Raw genomic sequence first — 20,829 nt, 5'->3', positions numbered from 1 at the left:
CACCGGTGTGGCGGCGATCGGGGCTGCCCACGTGGCGACTGCGGCGTGCCGGCTGGTCGGGATGCGGGTGCCGGTAGTCCGCGTGCCGCGCACCGCGCCCCTGTCGTGGCTGATGAGCCCGGCGCGACCCGGCCGAGGCCCCCCGCGGAATCGTTGCATCACCGAACGACCGCCAGGGCGAAGCTATCCAGCTTCGGCCCTTTTTGTTTTTCCCTTCGAAAGTAGAGGTAGGACCATGAGCGTCGATCATCAAGCTGTCGACCAGCGTTGGCTGGCCGATCTGCGGGCCTCCCTGGCGGAAGACTTCGCCACGCAGACGGCTCGGTTGCGGGAGCTGACCGAGCTCAACGCGGACACCGGCGACCCGAGCGAGGCCCACCACCGGGCCGCGCTGCTGGTGGCCACCCGGCGCAACATCGAGCAGATCACCGGTGCGCTGAGCCGCATCAGCGCCGGCACCTACGGGGCCTGCGCGACGTGCCACCAGAACATTCCGGCCGAGCGGCTCGAGATCCTTCCGCACGCGCAGTTCTGCGTGGCCTGCCAGGCGAAGCAGAACGGCTGACCGGCGGTGTGGCTGCCGTGCCATGGTGGGCACGGCAGCCACCGACCGTCAGGCGGGAGACGGCTCCGTCACGGTGACGATGTCCAGGACGTCGAGGATGCCCAGGAGTCCGGCGAGGGTCACCGCCTCGGAGCGGGTCAGGGTCAGCGAGCAGGTGGCGTCGGGGTCGTCGGGGGACTCGTAGACGAGATCCCGCCGACCGCCCGGGTGGTGCGTGACCACGCCCACCCGCCGACCGTCGGCGGTGGTGAACATGCGGCGCACCCCGATACCGGGCAGCGGGGTCAGTTCGACAATCATGAGGGCTCCAGCGGGCAGGGTGGCGCCTCCGCTGGCGGCTCGGCGACGAGCGCACGCCGGTGAGCGTGGCCAGGCGAAGTGCGGTAGCGCAGTGACGGCACGGCCGGTCATGGCGGCGAATCGACGCGCCACGGGTCAGCGCGCGCCCGGGTGGGTGGATCAGGCGAGGCCCAGCGCGTGGCACGGGGGAGCGCGATCCGCCGACCAGGCGGGCACACAACCGGGGGTCGCTCGTCGTGCGGAACGGAACACGATGCACAACCCGATCGACCGGGTGGCCGAGAGTACCAGTACGAGCACGGCAAGCAGCAGCAACGTCGACTGCGGCGTCCGCTCGCCGACCCGCCCAGGGCCGCGTCTGCCGTACATGCCCACACCATAGCCGTCGCCCGGAGGGCCGACCACCTTCGCGTCGGGTGACCTCGCCGGTCCCGTCAGCAACGATGGCGGCCGCCGCTGCGCGCCGGGCCCGACGCTTCACGTCCGTGTCGACCGGCGGCCGCCAAGGGTGCGACGAGCGCGGGCGGCCCGGCGCTGTACCGGTCGCCGGTGGATCACCGTGCCTCGGAAATGGGCAGGAGGTCACGCAGGTCGCGGATATCGGAGTGTGGGTCGCGCGACACGTCGGTCAGCCGGAGCACGTCCAGGATGCTCGGCGGAAGCGCGCGTACGGCCGGAGCGGTGAGGTCCCGGATCGGTGTACCGGTGAGCAGTTGTACCCGAGCCTGCTCGTACAGCTCGATGAACCGGCGGTCGACGGTCAGGTGCCGCTCGATAATCGAGTTGTAGTGGAACCGGAGCTCGTCGAAGGTCTGCGGGACCCGGCCGCGCGGGGCGAGCACCCTCCCGATCCCCTCCGCCGCATCGCCGTAGTAGGCCTCCCGCTCGCGCTCGTTGAGCCGACGGTAGAACAGCTCCTGTACCCGCATCAGGCTGTACACGACGATGGTGTAGACGGCGGTCGAATGCAGCGGGTCGTGCTGCTGGAACGTCGTGGTGTCGCGCGGCTTCCCCCACCCGAACCTCCGCGACGGCTCCGCGGCCCGCGCCAGTCGCACCCACTGCTCGTCGGTGCCGAAGACGCCAACCATGGTCAATTCGAGCAGCTCCTCGACCGCGTTGGCGCGGCGGTCCTCGCGGACCGCTCTGGCGATCGAGGCGGCCACCGGCGCGTACGCGAAGAGCGTCATGGTCGATGCCCAGATCCCGACCAGGACCGGCATCCGTGCCGAGTTGAACTCCTTGATGACGGATGCTCCGGACCGGTCGGCGGCGGTGACCGGCTCACGGGGGTTCGACAACATGGACGGCGACTGGCTGCGCATCTGATCCTCCAAAGGGAAGCTGACGCCCCCTCGACGCGGTGCGGACAGGAATGGTTCACGTTGACCGCCTGTCGGAAGAATCACAGCCCAGGGGGCCTGCGGCGCGCGCAGCCGAACGATCGTCGTCAATCAACGTCGCTCGTCACGCGATGTAGGCCTGCTGTTCAGCCGCCGCGTGCCCGGCCGATACCGCCCGCGCGCCACGGGCGCGCGTGAACCGGTGCCGGTCACCGCGAATCGCGGTGAACCGGATCCTTTCGGGCTTCGTCGTCGTACCCGGACAAGAGGCGGAACGACGCGCCGGTGTGCAACCAGCTACCTCGCGAAGCACGACGTCGTCTACAACCGGTCGAACAGCAACCCGCTGCACGGCCGCACGCTCGGCAACGGGCGGACCGGCGCGATGGCATGGAGCGAGAAGGGCCACCTGGGAGAGGTTCAACCTGCTCAACGGCTGATCCAGTCGCCCACCCGGGTCACGTCGTGAACAGCCCACCGCAGTACTGCTGCGGTGGGCTGTTCAATGTCCGACGCGCCGGGCGCGACCGTGCACCTACTGTCCCGACGTCGGGGGCATTCCACGCACCCGCCAACCGAAAGTGCAAGATCGGCGCGGGCGGGGGCGGGGGCGCCCTATCGGCTCCACTTCTGGTTGTCGGTGCCCATGCACGTCCACAGCTGGATACGCGCGCCGTTGGCGGTGCTGTGGTCCTTCACGTCGATGCACTTGTCGGCGTTCTTGTTGACGATGTCGTGCGCCGTGTTCAACGCGATCTTCTGCGAGGCGCTGCCGTTGCAGGTGCTCAACAGGATCTTGGCACCACTCGCGGTCGAGCCCCCCGACACGGTCATGCACCGACCGAACGCGCGCAGCGTACCGTCGCTGTAGGCCGTCCACGCCTGGTTCGGGCCGCCGTTGCACTCCCAGATCTGCAGCTGCGGGTTGCTCGTGTACGCGCCGTCGGTCACGTCGAGGCACTTGCCGCTGTCGTGGCTGTAGATCTGCACCGCACCGGTCGTCGCCCTCGCGCTCTGCGTCGGCGGGCTGCTGGTCGGCGCCTTCGTCGGGGCCTTGGTCGGCTGCGTGCCACCACCGCTGGTGGTCCCGCCACCCGTGCTGGTGCCACCACCGGTGCTGGTGCCGCCACCGGTCGTCCCACCACCGGTCGTCCCACCACCGGTCGTCCCACCACCGGCAGTCGTGCCGCCGCCGTGGACCGTGCCACCCTGAGCCAGGATCTGCGCGGGTGAGAGGCTCGACGGAGCGTCGGTGCCCGGCCCGCCCGGCGTACGCGACGGGGCAGTGGTGGGTCGAGGGCCCGGCAGCCGCGCGTCGCGCTGGTACTCGGCGAGGTACGCCTCGTTCAACGCGATGAAGTCGCGTACCGCGGGCGAGTCCGGCACGCCGCCGGCGCGCTGCACCGCCTCGGGTCCCCACTGGAACGCGGCGAGCGCCTTGTGGAACGGGTCGCCCTCGCCCACCTGGTCCAACTCCTTGATCAGACGGCACATCACGGCGCTGAGCGCGCTGATGGCCTGCTGCGGGTACCACGGCGAGGTGGTCGCGGCGTTCGGTGCGTACTGCGCCCACACCTCGGGGTTGAACTGGGCGATGCCCTGCGTACCGTTCGCGCCGAACAGGTTCGCGTTGAACGCCGAGGAGGCCATCAGCTGGGCGGCGATGCGCGTCGCGGGCACCTGCGCACACGTCTTGCCGGCGTCCAGGATCGACTGCAGGTACGCGTCCGGCACCGCGATCGCCGGCGTACCGGCGGTCGGTGCGACACCTCCGACCGGCCCCGGCGACTGGTTGCCGTTGCGGCGGAACTGCGGTTGGCGGGCGTACCAGGCGGCGTAGCCGGACACGGTGCCGACGTACTCCTCGGCATCGTCCGGCATCCCGTCCGCGCCGCGAACCGCCGGCACCCCCAGGTGGTAGGCGGCCAGCGCCAGCTGCCACTGCTCGCCCTTCGCCGTGTGCTTCCGGACCTGGCCGGCGAGGTCACACATGTAGTGCGCGAGGGCAGTGATGTTCGCGGTCGGGTCCTCCCGCCGCGCCTCGGCACCGGGCTTCCAGTCGGTCCACACGGCGTCGCTCAGACCGGCGACGCCCTTGCCTCCCCGGTCGGAGTCGGCGGCCGGGTCGAAGCCGGACTCGGCCATCAACTGCCCGGCGAGGCGGGCCGGGGTGAGCGTCGGGCAGGCGAGCGCGGCTGTGGAGATCGCCTGGACCTGGCTCGCCGGGACGGACCGCCCGGTGAGCTCGTCGTCACCGAAGCCGAATCCGGCGACGGCCGCCACCCCGGACGCGGCGGAGACGGAGAGCAGCACGGTGGCGACGGCGATCCGCCGACCCGGCGCGTTGAGCCAGGCCAGCCGGCCTTGTGTCCGGCCCGTGGCCGCCGAGGGCGGGGCAGCGCCTGACCGGGCGCGCAGTGGCGCCCCGGCGAGCAGCCTGCGCAGCTTCGACTCGCTACCGTCGCCGGGCATCGATCGCATCCTGGTTGTTCCTCCCTGCGGGCGTGCAGTCTCCGGGAGCACGACGGCTCGCGGGGCCTGCTGGTTCAGCGACACGTCGAATTGCTTGCGGACCGATCCGGTCGTGGGTCGGGTGGTGACGCGGTTCGCCGGGCCGGGACCGATCGCGTACGGTCTTGGCCGTTCCGGCGGGTGGGCGTTCGGCGAGGGATGGTGCGCGGTGGGCAGGCAGGTCGGGAACCGGCGGGGTCGGCACGAAAGCGCACGGGTGCCCTCGACGCCTGCCAGCCTTGGCTGGCTGCGTGCCGGCCTGATGCTGCTGTTCGGCGGCGTCGCGTTGCTAGGGCCACTGCCCGGGGCGACGGTGGCGCTGGCCGCGCCGCCGCCGAGCCCGGCAGGGGCCGGGTCTGCCGAGGTCCCCGCCGCCACGGCCGGTGTCGTGCCGAGCCCGGGTAGCTCCCGGTACTACCAGGTCGGTCCGCCGCAGGGCGGTCAGCGCGACTACCTGTACCAGATCGCGGTCAGGACGCTCGGTGACGGCAACCGGTACAGGGAGATCTTCGAACTCAACCAGGGACGTCTCCAGGCGGACAACCGTCGCCTCACCGACCCGCTGGCGGCATTGCAGCCCGGTTGGGTGCTCGAACTGCCGGCCGACGCCCGCGGCCCGGGTGTGCAGGTCGGCCCACTTCCGCTGCCGTCGGCGACCGCGTCGGCCGCTGCGGCGAGCAGTTCCCGCGCCGACGACACGAACCTGACCTCGTACCTCGTCGGCATCGCCGGGTTGATGGTGGCGTTCCTGATCGCGGTGGTGCTGTGGCGGGTGCTCCGGGACCCCCGGTCCGCGACACCCAAGCCTGCGGCGTCGTCGGCCGACCGGCGTGCACCGAAGGTCACGACCGTGCTGCCTGAGCCGCCGGCCGTCACGACCGCTGCGCCGGTCGACACCGCGTCCGAGCAGCCTGACACCGCACCCGGCGCTCCCACCGCGCCAGCAGCGGAGATCTGGAAGTCCGGGCGGGCCGCCATCGTCCTCGAGCCGTTGGCCGGTAACCCGGCGGACCTGCTCGACGTGCGGCTGATGGGCGCCGCTCCGGGCCTCGCCGCCGAGGTGCCATGCGGGTGGCTCGGTGACGAACACCTCGCGGACGCGATGATGCCGGTGGTCCTCGGCCAGGTGGACGGCCGGCAGTTCGTCGTCGACTTCGCCGCCGCGCCTGACGTCTTCACCGTCACCGGCACCCCTTCAGCGGCGCGTCGGCAGGCCCGGGCGTTGGCTGAACGGCTACAGGTCACCCTGTTGGCGGTGACCGTCGTCGGCGACGTGCTCGGTGTCGACCTGCCGCGCGGGTGGCGGCGGGTGGACACCTTTCCGACCACACAGCGTGACATCGCGATGTTGCCCCAGCCGAGCATCATCATCAGCCCGGCGCTGAGCGGCACGGCGCTGACCAGCGCGCGGGAGCTTGCGGCCCGGACCAATCACCGGGTGATTCCGGTGCTGGTCGGCGAGATGGTGCGCACCCGCTGGTCGGTCCGGGTCACCGAGCCGAAGCCCTGACAAGGCCGCCCCCGACGCGTGATCGTCGGCGACGGCTCGTTCGAGGCGGAATTTGAACCAACGGCACCAGCGCCGCGTCGTCGGGGAGGGCGACTCTGCGGTGTGACCCACAGCGTCGTCTTGCGAAGACACCGCGAGGCGAAGGAGACCGTCTGTGACGGCGAAGGTACGGGCCTGGTCCAGCCTGTTCGGCTGCGTGACCCTGGTGGCTGCGTTGGGGCAGTCGACCGGAGCGGATGAGGGCGTGGCGGTGCCGGCGTCCGTCACGATGGCCGCCGCGGTGTCGCCGACACCTACCCCGTCCGCGACCGGCGGGACGGCGCCGCACACCGCGCTGACCAAGTACTACGTGGTCGTCGCCGGTCAGAACGGGCCGGAATCCCTGGCCGAGATCGCTGGTCGGCTGCTCGGCACCGCCAGCCGGACCGAGGAGATCTACCGGCTCAACGTCGGCCGTCCACAATCTGACGGTCAGTCGCTGACCATGTCGAAGCAGCTGCGGGTCGGCTGGTCGCTGATCCTGCCCTGGGACGCGGTCGGGGACGGCGTACGCGTTGGCCAGCTCCCCACGGCGGCACCGCCCGGCGGCACCGGCCCGGGAACGCCACCCCCGCCGCCGCCAGCGCCGCCGCGCGGCGGGACCGCGACCTCCGGACCGTGCGCGAACCCCCTGCCGCCACGAGCAGACGCCGGGTGGGCCCAGGAGCGGATGACCCCCGACCAGGCTTGGGAACGGACCCGCGGCGGCGGCGTGTTGGTCGCGGTGGTCGACTCGGGCGTGGACGCCGCCACCGTGGAACTGGACGGGCGCGTCGCGGTGGGGGCGGACATCCCGGCGGGTAGCGGTCGCGGTGACATCGACTGCCTCGGCTCGGGCACCGCGATGGCGAGCATCATCGGCGCCCGCGCGCCGAAGAGCGGGGGGCGCAGCGCTACCCGGGGCACTCCGGTGGTGGGCATCGCGCCGGAGGCGACGATCCTGCCGCTGCGGGTGGTGGGGGAGAGCCCTCAGTCGAAAGCGGCCGACGCCGCTACCGCGATTCAGGTCGCGGTCTCCGCCGGTGCCCGGGTGATCGCACTCGGCACCTTCGTGGACGTCGCCGACGCGGCAGTGCTGGAGGCGATCACGCAGGCGGCCCAGCACGACGTGGTGCTCATCGCCCCGGCGGCCACCGACGGCTCGACGCCGCCGAGTGGGCCCAGCGGCCTGGAGAGCCTGCTGCGCGTCGGCGGATTCGGTGCCGAGGGTCAGCCAGCGGCGAAATACCAGCCGGCCGGGGTGGATGTGGCCGCGCCGGGGATCGACGTGGGCGCGATCGGGGCCAACGGCGCGGGGATGCGTACGGGCAGCGGCTCGCAGTACGCGGTCGCCTTCGTGGCGGGCGCCGCGGCTCTGGTCCGCTCCGCCCACCCCGACCTGAGCGCGTCGCAGGTCGTCAAGCGGATCAAGGCGACCGCCGAGTACGCCGGACGTCCCGACCCCGACCCGGTCACCGGCTGGGGCATGGTCAACGCGAACGCCGCGGTCACCACGGCGCTCGCCACGGAGGTGAAGCCCGCACCAGGCGACTCCGGTGGTCTGCCCACGGGACGTCTCCTCAGCCTCGCGGTGCTGGTCACGGCAGGTCTCTCCGGGGCGGCGTTGCTGTTGCGACGTCCGTCCGCGCCGCTCACCGCTGCCGGCGACGGCGCGACGGCCACGGCTCGCCCCACCGGTTCGGGCAACACGCCAGCGGGGCCGGTGGGCCGGGCCCCCGATGGTTCGGACGGCGTTCGGGGCGTGTTCCGGGTGGAAGGGCTACCCGCCCCGGCAGGGCAGACCGTCGGCGACGACGGTGTCACCGACGTGAACCTGTCGGCCGCAAGTGACCCGCAGACCGGCGCAGCTGACCCGCAGACCGGCGCAGCTGACCCGCAGACCGGCGCAGCTGACCCGCAGACCGGCGCAGCTGACCCGCAGGCCGGCGCAGCTGACCCGGTCACCCCCGGGTCGACCGCGACCGGCCCGGCCGCACGCGGGTGATCCGGCCCTGCCGGGTGCTGCCGCGCGCACTCGTCGCCGCGGCACTACTCTCCGGTACCACCGCCCCGGCGCTGCCGGTCCCGGCGCAGGCCGCGGTCGCCGCGCCGGTCGGGGAACAGGCCGTCGTCGGCGCGAAGGCGGACGAGCCACCCGCGCTGCCCACGGTGACGAAGGGTTGTGTGGGTGAGTCGCCGACGGTGGCCGAGTCCCCACCATGGGCGGTGCGGCGGATGCAGCCCTCGGCGGTCTGGCCGCTGACCCAGGGCAACGGTGTCCTGGTGGCGGTGATCGACAGCGGGGTGAGCGCCGCGGCTACCGGGCTCAAGGGCGCGGTCCGCAGCGGCACCGACGTCACGCAGCCCGGCGCCGGTGACCGGGACTGCCTCGGTCGGGGTACCGCGCTGGCGGGAATCGTGGCGGCGCGACCGATCACCGGCAGCGGCTTCGTCGGGGTCGCCCCCGGCGCGACGATCCTGCCGGTGCGGGTGGCGACCGGCAAGGGCGAGGTGACCGACGATGCGCTGGCCGCCGGCATCCGGGCTGCGACGGCGGCGAAGGCGGACGTCATCCTGATCGGCTTCGGCACCGACACCCCGACTCCGGGTCTGCGCAGCGCGGTACGGCAGGCGATCAGCCGGGACATCGTCGTGGTCGCCGCCATCTCCGGGGAGAAGGCGAGCGGCACCGCAGGCCCCGCACCCTGGTATCCGGCCGCTGACCCGGACGTCCTCGCGGTGGGTGGGTTCGACCTCAAGGGCGTACCGACCGAAGTGGCCCCGCCGTCGGCGGGCGTCGATCTGCTCGCGCCGGGAGCCGGCGCGGTGAGCCTCGCGCCGAGGGGTCCAGGCCACTATTCGGTGAACGGGCCAGCGGTGGCGGCGGCATACGCGGCCGGCGCGGCGGCGCTGGTGCGCGCCTACTTTCCGAACCTGACCCAGGCGCAGGTCCGGCACCGGCTGGAGTTGGCGGCCGAGCACCCGCTCGGCACCTGGCCCGTGGCCCCGGTCGGGTACGGCACCCTCGACCTGTACAAGGCGATGACCGCTGTGGAGCTGAGTGAGGCGACCCTGCCCACCCAGGCACCGGTCCTCCCGGTGCTGCCGGCCGTACCCCCGATCGATGTGCGGCTGGTGATCGCCGCCGCGGTCGCTGGCGCGGTGATCGGGCTGGCCGGGCTCGTGCACCTGTCGATGGTGACCGTCCGTTGGGGTCGCCGCCGCCGCTGGCGCGCCTGACGCGGGTGTCCTGAGGTCAAGCGCGGTGCCCGCCGGATCCGGCGGGCACCGCGCCGACTGGGCTCAGGACGTCACGGCTGTTCCTGTGGCGGGATCCACGGTGTCTGGATCAGGCGGGCACCACGTCGGGTGCAGAGCAACGCACGCCCCGGCGGAAGATGCCGCGCCTTGGTGTTGCCGAGCAGCGGGCCCTCGTTCGGGGGGCAGGACAGCGCCAGGTCCGGACTGTTCGTCTCCTGCAACCGCCGGATCAGCGGATCCATCGACATGCGGATGACGTTCGACGCGCCGCGGGTGAGCACCAGGTGGAAACCGATGTCCGCCCCCTGGGACAGGTACGGCAGCAGCGGCAGCAGCGGACTCTCGTGCCCGGAGAGCAGGTCGTAGTCGTCGACCAACACGAACAGCCGCGGCCCGCTCCACCAGTCCCGGCGGCGCAACTGCTCCGGGGTGACGTCGCTACCCGGCATCCGGGGTGCCAGACCAGCCACCGCGTCGGCCACCGTCGCCTTGGTCGAGTCGGCGGAGACGGAGTAGCCCAACCGGTACTCCTCGGACACCGACTCGAAGAGCTGCCGCCGGTAGTCGACGATCAGGATCCGAGCCTCCGCCGGGGTGTACCGGCTCATCACCGCCCGGGCCAGGTGGCGTAGCAGGTTGGTCTTGCCGCTCTGGCTGTCGCCGAGGGAGGTCAGGTGCGGCAGCTCGGCGAAGTCGTGCCAGGCCGGCTGCATCGTGGTCTCGTCCAGACCCAGCGTCACCTTCAGGTCTCCGTGCGGCGCCGGCAACGATTCGGCCGGCAGGAGCGTAGGCAGGGTACGCACCGGCGGGGCCGAGTCGCCCGTCCAGAACTCGCTGACCATGCCGACCAGCGTGCGTACCCCGTCGGTGAGGCTGTCCGGGTCCGCCTTGCCGTCGATTCGCGGCAGCGCCGCGAGGAAGTGCAGCTTGTCCGCAGTGAGACCACGGCCGGGTAGCTGCGGCACGGTGGCCGCCATGCGCAGGTCGACGGTCGAGTCGACCGGGTCGCCGAGGCGCAGCTCCAACCGGGTGCCGACCTGGTCGCGCATCGCGTGGTGCACCTCGGACCAGCGGGACGCGGTCAGCAGCAGGTGGAATCCGTAGTTCAGACCCTGCGCGGTGAACTGCCGAACCGCCATCTCCAGCTGCTCGAACTCCTGCCGCAGGGTGAACCAGCCGTCCACGACGAGGAACACGTCACCCAACGGGTCGTCGGTGATCCGGCCCTCGGCACGCCACTGCCGATAGGTCTCCATGCTGTCCACGCCCAGCTCTGCGAAGCGCCGTTCCCGCTCGCTGACCAGGCCGGTGAGCTCGGCGATCGTGCGGTTCACCCGCTCGGTGTCGAGCCGACCGGCGACGCTGCCCACGTGCGGCAGCTCGGCCAACGCGCTGAGCGTGCCGCCACCGAAGTCGAGGCAGTAGAACTGGACCTCGCGGGGGCTGTGGGTGAGCGCGAGGGCACTGATCAGCGTACGCAGCAGGGTGCTCTTACCGCTGCGCGGTCCGCCCGCGATGCCGACGTGCCCACCGATGCCGGCCAGGTTGACCACCAGCAGGTCGCGTAGCTGCTCGAAGGGTTTGTCGATGAAGCCCACCGGTGCGATCAACCGGCCGTTGCCGGGCCAGTCCAGGGCGGTGAGACCGAGATCCGCATCGGGCGCCAACGTCGGCAACAGCTGGTCGAGCGTCGGTGAGTCGCTCAGCGGCGGCAACCAGACCTGGTGCGCCGGTGGCCCGTTGTCGACGAGCTGGGACACCACCATGGAGAGCACGCTGCGTTCCTGCGCCGTCTCCATGGCGGAGAGGCCGGCCAGGGCGTCGGCGCCCTCGTGCTCCTCGGTCGCCTCCGGGGTGGCGTCGACCTCGACTGCCGTCACCGGCTCCAACCGATACGGCACGACCTGTTGCTGTAGAACCTCCTGCCGCACCCGGGTGACGGCCTCCTTGTAGGCGCCGGAGACGTACCCGGCCTTGAAGCGGATCAGCGTCGACACGTCGGTGCGGAGGTAGCCGCTGCCCGGCACCGGGGGCAACTCGTACGCATCTGGCACACCGATCACCGAGCGGGACTCCATGGCGGAGAAGGTCCGCAGACCGATCCGGTACGACAGGTGTGACTCGAGTTGACCGATCCGACCGTCGTCGACGCGTTGGCTGGCCAGCAGGAGATGCACCGCGAGCGACCGGCCGAGCCGACCGATCATCACGAACAGATCCATGAAGTCGCGGTGCGTCGCGAGCAGCTCACTGAACTCGTCGACCACGACGAAGAGCGTGGGCAGCGGGTCGAGCGACGCCCCCTGGGCCCGCGCACGTTCGTAGTCGAGCACCGAGCTGAACCCGCCGGCTTGCCGCAGCAGCTCCTGCCGGCGGACCAGCTCACCGTGGATCGCGTCCTGCATCCGACCGACCAGCGCGGCCTCGTCGGCGAGGTTGGTGATGACCGCCGAGGTGTGCGGGAGTTGATCCAGGCCGAGGAAGGTGGCACCACCCTTGAAGTCGACCAGGACGAAGTTCAACGTCTCGGAGGAGTGGGTTGCCGCCAGTGCCAGCACCAGGGTGCGCAGCAGCTCGCTCTTGCCCGAACCGGTCGCACCGATCAGCATCCCGTGCGGGCCCATGCCGCCCAGCGCCGACTCCTTGATGTCCAGCTCGACCGAGTGGCCGGCGGCGTCGATGCCGATCGGCACCCGCAACCGGTCCGAGATCGACCGGGGCGCCCACAGCTTCGCCAGATCCAGACGCTTGACGTCCGGGATGTTCAGCATCGCGCCGAGGTCGAAGTCGGAGGCGAGGGTGTCCGCCGCGGTCTCGGTGACGACACCGATCCGGTACGGCGACAGCAGCCGGGCGATCGCCGTTGACCGGGCCACACTCAGCCGGTCCGGCCGGGCCAGCCGGGTGCGTACCTCGTTCCCGACCCGGTCCCGCCGGACCATCAGCAGGTCGTCACCCTCCACCGCGAGGCAGATCGAGCCCTTGCCAACGGACGGGGCCGGGTCGTCCAGGTCGACCAGGACCGCGTTGCGGTAACCGGCGGTCGCGAACCGGCTGTTGTTCGCGAGTCGGCCACCGTCGCGGATCACCACCACGAACGGCTCGTCGCGGCTCGGGGCGGCGCCCGACTCCCACCGGGGCCGCGCGGCGAACGACTCGCCGAGGAGTCGCTCCACCGCGTCGGCGCTGTCACCCACGACGCGGACCGGTCCGGCGGCGTCCTGCTCGGTGTGGTGCTGCAGGTGGGGCAACCACTTGGCCCACTCCCAGGCGGCCACGCCGTCGTCGGCTACGCAGAGGGCCAGCCGGACCTCCTCCGGAGCATGGAACGTGACCACCTGGCTCAGCAGCGCGCGGACGAACGCCCGTCGCTCCTGCTGCTCGCCGGCGATGCGTACCTGGCCGAATCCGCGCAGGAAGAGCGCGATGGGCTGGTCTGCCAGGGTGGTGTACGCGCGGATGAACCGGCGAAGCGACTTCGCCGACAACGGTTCCAGGTCCTCGATCGGTTTGGTCTGCATCGGAGTGATCCGCATCGCCAGCCGTTGCTCGCCGGTGCCGACCCGCAGTTCCAGGAAGTCCGGGTGGGTGGGGCGACGCTCCCACCGTCGGGTGGTCATCACCAGTGACCAGAGCGAGTGCGGATCGGGGTGCTGCCAGTCGCTGGCCTCGCGCTGACGGGCCACGTCCTTGCGGACCCGCTTGCGGTTCTGGGCCAGGTAGCGCAGGTACTCCCGACGGTCGCCGCCCAGCCGCCTCTTGCGCTCCATGCCGCCGGCCAGGACCTGGCCGAGCAGCATGCCGACCATGGCCACCACCATCAGGCCCAGCATCACGAAGGTGAGCGGCCCGCGGGACATGGTGATGTACATCAGCATCATCACGCCGGACATCAACGCCATCGGCAGCACCATCAGCGCGTGGCGCATGCCGTTGCTCTGCGTCTCGGGTAGCTCCGGCGGCTCTTGCAGAGTGATCTCGCCGGACGGCATCTCCGGTCCGACACGGCGCGCCGGACGTCGGAACAGCAGCGTACTCACAGGGACAGCCTTCCGTTCTGCGGGAGAACACCCGCCTCCTGGACCGGCGCCGAGGTGGCGGGGCCGAGTCCGACCACTACGACGGACGCCGCCTGCGATCGGGTCAACGCGGCACCGGGGCGAGGCGAATTTCGTTCGGTTCTTTTTTTGAACCCTCCGGGCGGCGATCACGTCGTGGATGGCATGACTGCTGCTGCCTCCGAAATGTGTCGCCTTGTGGTCCACGGGCCGCAACGGCGGCTGGAGGTCGCCGTACCCGCCGACGTGCCGGTCGCCGACCTGCTGCCCGTGCTGCTGACCCACCTGGGAGACGGGTTGGCCGACGCGGGGCTGGCCCACGGGGGATGGGTGCTGCAACGGCTCGGCGAACCACCCCTGGCCGAGGAGGACAGCGTCGCGTCCCTCGGGCTGCACGACGGCGATCACGTCCACCTACGACCACGCTCCGACCAGATTCCGCCGGTGCACTTCGACGACCTCGCCGACGGCCTGGCCACGGGGGTGCGGGACCGCTCCGGACTCTGGCGTCCGGAGATGATCCGCTGGTCCGCGCTGGGCGTGCTGGTGCTCGTCCTGCTGCTCGGGCTCGTCGTCGTGGCGCTACCCGGCCCACCGCCGACCCGGGCGGTCGCCGCCGGTCTGATGACGCTGATCTGCCTGGGCGGAGCGTTCAGCGCCACCCGGGCCGCGGGCGACCGTGGCTTCGGCCTGGTCGCGGCGCTGGGTGGCATCGCGTTCGCATTCCTGGCTGGCCTGATCGCACCGGACGCCGCCCAGGACGACGCGGCGCTCGGGTTCGGCACGGCGAACCTCTTCGCGGGCGCGGTCGCCGCGGGGGCGGTGGCGCTGCTCGTCGGGATCCTCATCGGCTGGGCCGGCCCGCTCGTCGTCGCGGTCTTCAGCGCGGCTCTCTACGCCACCGTCGGCGCGGGACTGGCCGCGTTCCTCGACCTGCCCGCCGCTAGCGCGCCTGGCGTCGTCGTGGCGCTCGCGACCGTGCTGACCGTGCCGGTTCCGTTGATCGCCTTTCGGCTCGCCCGGATCCGACTCGCCCCGCTGCCCACCGAGCCGGAGCATCTGCAGGAGGAGATCGACCCGGAACCGAGCGACGTGCTGCTCGTGCAGACGGCCCGGGCCGACCGCTTCATGACCGGTCTCTACCTGGGGAACGGGTTCGCCACCACGATCGCGATGCTCCTGCTGGTACTGGCGGACGGGTGGGCGTCGTGGACGCTCGCCGGACTGGTCGCGCTGGTCCGGCTGCTGGCGTTGCGTCCGATGACCAGCGCCTGGCACCGGCTGGCGCTGGCCGTACCCGGCGTGCTCGGGCTGGCACTGATGGCGCTGCTCACGCTCGCCGACGCGGCACCGCTGTGGCGGCTCGCGTTGGTCGCCGGTGCGCTGCCGATGGCCGGGCTTGGGCTGTTCGCGATCGCCAGCAAGCTGCCGAATCGCCGGATCATGCCGTACTGGGGACGTGCCGGCGACATCACGCAGTTGCTCTCGACCGTCGCCATGCTGCCCGTCCTGCTCGCCGTGCTGGGCGTGTACGGCGTGGCCCGAGCGCTGGCGGGCTGAGCCATGCAGGCTCGTCGTGATCAGGTCCAGGCACAGTCGTACGTGCTCGGACGGTTGTCCGGTGCGCTGGTCGCGGCCGAACCGGACGGACTGGAAAATCCGCACCGCCGGATGACCGTCGGAACGATCTGTGGCCTGCTGGTCTCGGCCCTGGTGATCGTCGGGTTCGCCGTCTACGGCTACTTCGTCCCCGGCGGGGCCACCAAGTGGCGTACCCCAGGTGTCCTGGTTCTGGAGAAGGAGACCGGCACCCGCTACGTCTACGCGGGCGGCGCGCTGCATCCGGTGCTCAACCACGCGTCGACCCGGTTGCTCTTCGGTGGGGAGCCGGGGGTCGTCGCGGTCTCCCGCAACTCCCTGAAGGGCGTGCCGCACGGTCAGCCGGTCGGCATCGTCGGCGCACCGGATGCCCTGCCGGCCTCGGGCAAGGTGGCCGACCAGGTGTGGACGGTCTGCGCGCTCGCCCTGCGGGACCAGGCCGGGGCCCTGTCCACCGGGACCACGCTGACCATCGACGGTGCGGCGGGTGTCGGCACTCCTGCGCTCGGCGCGCGGGAGGCGGCCGTCGCCACTGCCGGCGGGCAGACCTTCCTCATCTGGCAGGGCCGTCGGCTGCGGGTGACGCAGCCGTGGCTGGCCCGGCTGTTCGGCTACGACAAGAGCGCCGTCCCGGTCGAGCCGAGTTGGCTGGATCTGATACCGGTCGGGCCGGACCTGACCCCGGTGCCGGTGGCCCGGCGAGGCGCGCCGGGCCCGGTGATCGACGGTCGACAGGCCCGGATCGGCGAGCTGTTCGTGGCCCGGGGCGCCGGCACCCATGAGCGGCGGTACCTGCTGCTCAGCGACGGACTGGCCGAGCTGAACCAACTCGCGTACACCATCGTCGCGGCCGACGAGGCGACCACCAAGCTGTACGGGGGGCGGGCGGTGACGCCCGCGGAGTTGAGCCCGGCGGCGTTGGCCCGGCTGTCGGTCTCCGCCCGGGCGGTGCTTCCGGCCGGGGTGCCGGAGTCTCCGCCCCGGTTGCCGGCGCTGCCGACCGACGGCACCTGGTGTGTGCGGCACACGATGGCGGACGGTCGGGTCGAGGTGACGGCCGGACAGCCGGCTCCCGCCTCGGCCGCGGTGTCCGACAGCGCCGGTGTGACCCGTACGTCGCTGACCGCCGCCCGGATCACCGTCGGTTCCGGGCTGGGTGGGCTGGTGCTGGCCGGCCGGCAGGACCAGGCCGTCGGTTCCGGCTTCTACCTGGTCGCCGATGTCGGTGTGAAGTATCCGCTGGCCTCCGCCCAGGTGGCGGGGCAACTCGGGTACCCCGCGACGGGAGCCCGACCGGTGCCCCGCCGACTGCTGGAGCTGCTGCCGACCGGTCCGCTGCTCGAGTCGGCCGTGCCGGGACGGTGACGGCCGGTAGCCCTGACGTTTGGACGGCTCCGCCGGAGCCGTTTCTCTACCGAACAGGAAAGGAAGAACCACGGTGACGCAGCCTGGGATCAGCGTAGACGACGGTACTCGGGAGCGGCTGGGCAACTCGCTCGCCGAGATGGGCAGTGCTCTGATGACCGCGCGGACCGCGATCGAGAACGCCAAGTCCGATCTCGCCGGGGACTACACCGGTCAGTCCGCCAAGGCGTACAACAACGGGTTGACCACCCTGAATGACGCGACCACCTGGCTCGAGAACACGCGCAACGAGATCGAGCAGAAGGTGGGTGTCACCGGAAAGATCACCACCAGCGCCGAGGACACGAACATGAGCTCCGCCCAGTCGGTGGGTGCCGGCCTGGGTAGCTGGGCCTCCTGACATCTGCGCGAGCCCTGCCAGCGACCCCAACGCTCCGAACGGGAAAGGAACAGAGATGAGTTACACCGGTACTCCCGAACACATGGAGGCCACTGCGGCCCAGATCGCGAAGGTGCCGCAGAACCTCGAGCAGGCGTACGCCGCCCTGGAGAACGCGATGAAGATCTACCAGGCGGCGAACCACGGTGCCACGGTCGAGGCGTACACGGCGGCGCAGCTTCAGTGGGGCAGCAAGCACAGTGAGATCACTGCGGCTGGCGCCCACGCGAGCAAGGCGCTGCTGGACATCGCGGCGACCATGCGGCAGGCGGACCAACAGGGCGCGGGTCTCTACCAGTGAGGCGTGTCCGGAAGGGGTGGCTCGGGCACTGCTCGGTGCCGTCCCTTCCGGACCCCCGAGGTCGGAGGAGCACTTCTCCGACGTACGTCGTCGTCCTCTTCTTCCTGAAAGGAGTCCTTCGTGCCCACCATTCGTCATGACGAGCAGCGGCTTGAGAAGGCAAGAAACGACATCAACCTGCTGCGGAGCCAGATCAACTCCGTCCGTACGGGCTTCAACCCGGTCGACCCCGGCCACCCGCACGGTCTTCCGTTCAACAGCCTGACGGTCGCTGCCGGTGGCGACGCGTTTCCCACCGGCGTCAACTTCAAGGCGAAGTTGCGGGACATCGGCACCGCCGTCGACACGCTTCTCTCCACCCACGAGGGCACGTTCGGCAGGCTCAGTCGGGCGCTGACCGCCAACCTGCTGCTGGGCGAGGACGCGGAGTACAAGAACGTCAACACCGCGAACACGGTTGGTCTGCCGAACACCACCACGCACCCGAACACGAACACCACCACCACGAGCGCCAGCCCGAACACCAGCACGAACACCACCAAGCCGAGCTGACCGGGACCTCTCGGGACCCTGCTGAACCGATGTTTCCGCAGGCGTCGGCTTGCCGTGTGGCCCCACTCGGTAGCCGGAGAACCGGTCCAGCCTCGATGTTGTGTTGACTTAGGAGTATCGATGACGCAGCCGACGCCGGCGTCCGGCCTGGACGGTATCAAGTGGGAAGATGGGCTGCTACAGATCCTGGGAATGCCGGCGGTCGACCGCAACCAGTTCCTCAACGCTCCGTGGATCAGCCTGTCCGAAATCAAGATCTCTATCAACGACATTCCGGACATGGACAGTAAGCAGTCGCAGAAGAACAACGAGTTCTACTTCTTCCGGCGGGTCGGGGAGACGTCCGGTGGGAAGTACAAGACAGACTATTGGTACCTGACTGTCCGGGCTCGCGTCGACTGGTTCGTCGGGGGGCAGGGCGAGTCGCTGCACGAGCGCTTCTACAAGGAGTTCTGGAACCGGTCGCGGGACACCATCTTCACCCCCGTCACCCCGTTGCCGTTGGACCCGCAGTCGTTCCACACGGCGGCGGAGACCATGTACAACGCGGAGACGTGGCTGGAGCACGCGATCGGCGATCTGCAGCGCGAGGCGAACGACCTGGCCGGCGGCCAGTCGGGGATCTCTGGCGCCGCGGCGACCGCGTACCGCGAGTCGGTGGAGAAGGTGCGGCAGGAATTGCAGCTCCTGCGCGATGCTCTCCAGTCGAATCAGAACTGGACGGAGATGCTGCACAAGAATGGGCAGGCCGCGCAGAATTTCTGGAACCAGGCCCGAGAGGCCTGGTCGCACTGGGCGTCCTCTCCGCAGCACCAGCCGAATGTGATCATCTCTCAGGTGTTGGACCAGATCAAGGCCCAGGTGAGCGGTCCCGGTGACAACGCGATGTTCACCCTCAACGTCGGCGACGGCGTAGGTGGGCAGTACAACCTGGCCTTCGATTTCGAGTGGGCCCGCCTGAATGAGGACATGCACGCCTCCTTTCGGCGGAGTCTGAACGAGCTCGACCAGAACATGCGCACCATCTACGGCGCTCTCCGGAACAGCCTCGACGAGACTGTGGCGAACATGCTGACCCCGTCCCCGGCTCCGGGAGGTGGCGCGGGCGGTCCGGGTGGTGCGCCGAATCTCGGTGGTGCTGGTGGCCCCGGTACCGCGGACATCGGAGGCGCCACCAAGGGGCCGGACATCGGCGGCGCTGGTGAGGGTCCCGATATCGGCGGCGCTGGTGAGGTTCCGGACATCGGGGGTGCCGGTGAGGTTCCGGACATCGGGGGTGCCGGTGAGGGGCTGGAGACCACGGGTGCGCCGGAGGCCCCCAACCTCGGCGATCTGCCGCCCGCCAGCGGTTTCGAGTCCGAGATTCCGGGGCTCGGTGACGGCTTCCAGCCCGGAACCGGTGGCGGTGCGGGGCTGCCTGACCTGGGGGCGCCCGGTGGTTCCACAGGCGATGGTCTCGGACTGGGTGAACCACCTGGTCTGCCTCCCGCCTCCGGCCTCGGGGGCATCGGTGGATCCACCGGTGGTGTGGGTGCGTTGCCGCCCAGTGGGTTCGGTACCGGTGGTGGGCTGGGTTCCATCGGGTCGCCGACGGGTGGCGCCGGACGTCCGTCGCCGAACGACAGCAAGCCCGGCTCCGGTGTGATCGGCGGTCCCGCCGGTGACTTCGACGAGGGGCCGACCACGATCGACACCGACGATCTGCCGGGTGGGAAGCCGTTGCCGGGGATGTTCGGCGGCACGGCCGGTGAGATCGGTGGCGACTCCTTCGGCGGGATGCCAGGTGAGCGCGCCACCGCGGGTGTGGGTGCGATGCAGATCGGACCACTCGGCCCGGCGCCGCTGTCGACCCTGACGAGCGGCACGGGTAGCGCGGCGGTGCCGGCTGCCGGAAGTCCGTACGCCATGGGGTCGCCGTCGGGTCCGATGGGCCCGATGGGTCCGATGGGCGGCGGCGGAATGGGCGGGGGCGGCGAGGAGAAGGACCGCGAGCGGAAGACCTGGCTGGCGGAAGAGGAAGAGGTCTGGGGCACCGAACCAGATGTGCTGGTCGGTGTGATCGGCCGGGACGACACCTTCGACGGACCGGGCGTGGACTCCACCCGACCCAGCGTTCCGCAGACGCCCGGCACTCCGTACACACCGTCCCGCGGCACCAGCCGGCAGAGCCGTGGTTACTGAACTGAAGGGAGTTCTTGTGTCCAGTCCGTTGAACAACCGGTTCGAGCAGGCGTACGCCGAGTTCGAGGAGCAGAAGACCGCCATCGCCGAATTCGAGCGGCGGCTGGCCGAGAAGGCATCGACGCTGACCGCGAAGAACCGCGCGGTGAGCGTCACCGTCGACGGTCAGGGCGACGTCGTGGAAATCAACTTCCCGACCGTGGCCTACCGGAAGATGGCTCCCGCCGAGTTGGGTGCTCTGCTGGTGGAGACCATCGAGGCGGCACGCACGCAGGCACGCGCCGGTACGACGGAGTTGCTCGACTCCTTTCTGCCGGGGGGTATGCCGGCCTTCGACCTGTTGAACAGCTCGGTCGAATTCGACGAGATCATGTCCCAGGCACTGCGTGCCGCTGATCGCATGTTCTCGAACCTGCCGTCGAGCGGCACCCGGCGAGAGGAGTCCTGATGCCGAAGGTCGGTGCCGATCCAGATCTGATCAAGAGCACGGAGCTGCAGGGCGCCAGAACCACGGTCGAGCAGGCTGGTGCGAAATTGGAGAACGCCCTGCGGGCCAACTGGCCCCCCGGTGAGCAGCACTGCAGCATGGACCGCGAGGTCGTCAAGGAGATGGAGCGGCCGATCGAGTTGCTGCGCGTTCTGGTGAAGTCGTTCGGTGCGCTGTCGGATGTCGACTCCAAGAGCGTCGACAAGCTGCACACGGTTCTTCGGGACGCGGAGGACATGACGCAGAAGCTGGCCAGCAGCGTCGACCCCAAGAACGTCCCACATCGGACCTGAGCGGCTAACCACGGAACAGCGACGGGGCTGGGCCATCGACTGGCGC

18 protein-coding genes are annotated in these 20,829 nt (G+C 70.7%); 13 read left to right on the top strand and 5 right to left on the bottom strand.

The features are described from left to right. Nucleotides 1-235 precede the first annotated feature (235 nt). Nucleotides 236-565, top strand: coding sequence for a TraR/DksA family transcriptional regulator (locus ACN269_RS08045; RefSeq protein ID WP_421471832.1), 330 nt, complete (start codon nucleotides 236-238; stop codon nucleotides 563-565). 48 nt (nucleotides 566-613) lie between these two features. On the opposite strand, the gene ACN269_RS08040 is transcribed toward ACN269_RS08045, so the two are convergent. The 3 genes from ACN269_RS08040 to ACN269_RS08030 form a co-directional block, all read right to left on the bottom strand. Then, the gene (locus tag ACN269_RS08040) at nucleotides 614-865 is read right to left on the bottom strand and encodes a potassium transporter TrkA (RefSeq protein ID WP_421471831.1); all 252 of its coding nucleotides are present in this window, start codon (nucleotides 863-865) and stop codon (nucleotides 614-616) included. Nucleotides 866-1,024: 159 nt separating this feature from the next. Beyond that, nucleotides 1,025-1,234, bottom strand: coding sequence for a hypothetical protein (locus ACN269_RS08035; protein WP_421471830.1), 210 nt, complete (start codon nucleotides 1,232-1,234; stop codon nucleotides 1,025-1,027). A 185-nt stretch (nucleotides 1,235-1,419) separates the two neighbouring features. Beyond that, entirely contained in the window at nucleotides 1,420-2,190 is a 771-nt protein-coding gene (locus ACN269_RS08030; RefSeq protein WP_421471829.1) for an oxygenase MpaB family protein, read from the bottom strand. 220 nt (nucleotides 2,191-2,410) lie between these two features. Between ACN269_RS08030 and ACN269_RS08025 the strand changes: the two genes are divergently transcribed. Then, nucleotides 2,411-2,677, top strand: a complete 267-nt coding sequence (locus tag ACN269_RS08025) for a hypothetical protein (RefSeq protein WP_421471828.1) — start codon at nucleotides 2,411-2,413, stop codon at nucleotides 2,675-2,677. A gap of 146 nt (nucleotides 2,678-2,823) precedes the next feature. On the opposite strand, the gene ACN269_RS08020 is transcribed toward ACN269_RS08025, so the two are convergent. Further along, nucleotides 2,824-4,680 (bottom strand): RICIN domain-containing protein, encoded by a 1,857-nt coding sequence (locus ACN269_RS08020; protein ID WP_421471827.1) that lies wholly within the window; start codon nucleotides 4,678-4,680, stop codon nucleotides 2,824-2,826. Between the two features lie 256 nt (nucleotides 4,681-4,936). On the opposite strand from ACN269_RS08020, the gene ACN269_RS08015 reads away from it, so the two are divergent. The 3 genes from ACN269_RS08015 to ACN269_RS08005 all read left to right on the top strand — a co-directional run bounded on the left by ACN269_RS08015 (nucleotide 4,937) and on the right by ACN269_RS08005 (nucleotide 9,487). Then, on the top strand, nucleotides 4,937-6,229 hold the full coding sequence (locus ACN269_RS08015) for a LysM peptidoglycan-binding domain-containing protein (RefSeq protein WP_421471826.1): 1,293 nt from the start codon (nucleotides 4,937-4,939) through the stop codon (nucleotides 6,227-6,229). 154 nt (nucleotides 6,230-6,383) lie between these two features. Further along, entirely contained in the window at nucleotides 6,384-8,252 is a 1,869-nt protein-coding gene (locus ACN269_RS08010) for a S8 family serine peptidase (RefSeq protein ID WP_421471825.1), read from the top strand. Beyond that, entirely contained in the window at nucleotides 8,249-9,487 is a 1,239-nt protein-coding gene (locus tag ACN269_RS08005) for a S8 family serine peptidase (protein ID WP_421471824.1), read from the top strand. The genes ACN269_RS08010 and ACN269_RS08005 overlap by 4 nt, the downstream gene beginning before the upstream one ends. Nucleotides 9,488-9,558: 71 nt before the next feature. Here ACN269_RS08005 and eccCa read toward each other — a convergent pair whose 3' ends face one another. After that, on the bottom strand, nucleotides 9,559-13,500 hold the full coding sequence (gene eccCa, locus ACN269_RS08000) for a type VII secretion protein EccCa (RefSeq protein WP_421476223.1): 3,942 nt from the start codon (nucleotides 13,498-13,500) through the stop codon (nucleotides 9,559-9,561). Between the two features lie 264 nt (nucleotides 13,501-13,764). On the opposite strand from eccCa, the gene eccD reads away from it, so the two are divergent. The 8 genes from eccD to ACN269_RS07960 all read left to right on the top strand — a co-directional run bounded on the left by eccD (nucleotide 13,765) and on the right by ACN269_RS07960 (nucleotide 20,783). Beyond that, nucleotides 13,765-15,126 carry a type VII secretion integral membrane protein EccD gene (gene eccD, locus ACN269_RS07995; protein WP_421471823.1) on the top strand — a complete coding sequence of 454 codons (1,362 nt, stop codon included), beginning with the start codon at nucleotides 13,765-13,767 and terminating at the stop codon, nucleotides 15,124-15,126. A gap of 3 nt (nucleotides 15,127-15,129) precedes the next feature. Further along, nucleotides 15,130-16,530 carry a type VII secretion protein EccB gene (eccB, locus tag ACN269_RS07990; protein ID WP_421471822.1) on the top strand — a complete coding sequence of 467 codons (1,401 nt, stop codon included), beginning with the start codon at nucleotides 15,130-15,132 and terminating at the stop codon, nucleotides 16,528-16,530. Nucleotides 16,531-16,603: 73 nt separating this feature from the next. Beyond that, complete coding sequence (locus ACN269_RS07985) at nucleotides 16,604-16,930, top strand: hypothetical protein (RefSeq protein ID WP_421471821.1); 327 nt, start codon at nucleotides 16,604-16,606, stop codon at nucleotides 16,928-16,930. 55 nt (nucleotides 16,931-16,985) lie between these two features. Beyond that, on the top strand, nucleotides 16,986-17,270 hold the full coding sequence (locus tag ACN269_RS07980) for a WXG100 family type VII secretion target (RefSeq protein ID WP_421471820.1): 285 nt from the start codon (nucleotides 16,986-16,988) through the stop codon (nucleotides 17,268-17,270). Nucleotides 17,271-17,390: 120 nt separating this feature from the next. Beyond that, nucleotides 17,391-17,822 carry a hypothetical protein gene (locus tag ACN269_RS07975; RefSeq protein WP_421471819.1) on the top strand — a complete coding sequence of 144 codons (432 nt, stop codon included), beginning with the start codon at nucleotides 17,391-17,393 and terminating at the stop codon, nucleotides 17,820-17,822. Nucleotides 17,823-17,876: 54 nt separating this feature from the next. Continuing rightward, complete coding sequence (locus ACN269_RS07970; protein ID WP_421471818.1) at nucleotides 17,877-20,003, top strand: hypothetical protein; 2,127 nt, start codon at nucleotides 17,877-17,879, stop codon at nucleotides 20,001-20,003. A 16-nt stretch (nucleotides 20,004-20,019) separates the two neighbouring features. After that, nucleotides 20,020-20,451 carry a YbaB/EbfC family nucleoid-associated protein gene (locus ACN269_RS07965; protein ID WP_421471817.1) on the top strand — a complete coding sequence of 144 codons (432 nt, stop codon included), beginning with the start codon at nucleotides 20,020-20,022 and terminating at the stop codon, nucleotides 20,449-20,451. Continuing rightward, on the top strand, nucleotides 20,451-20,783 hold the full coding sequence (locus ACN269_RS07960; protein WP_421471816.1) for a hypothetical protein: 333 nt from the start codon (nucleotides 20,451-20,453) through the stop codon (nucleotides 20,781-20,783). Before ACN269_RS07965 ends, ACN269_RS07960 begins: the two co-directional genes overlap by 1 nt. Nucleotides 20,784-20,829 lie beyond the last annotated feature (46 nt).

The organism is Micromonospora sp. WMMD736, assembly GCF_049179015.1.
Classification (GTDB): Bacteria; Actinomycetota; Actinomycetes; order Mycobacteriales; family Micromonosporaceae; genus Micromonospora.
Note: the sequence above shows the minus strand (reverse complement) of the source record. Positions and strands in the feature narration are given on the sequence as shown.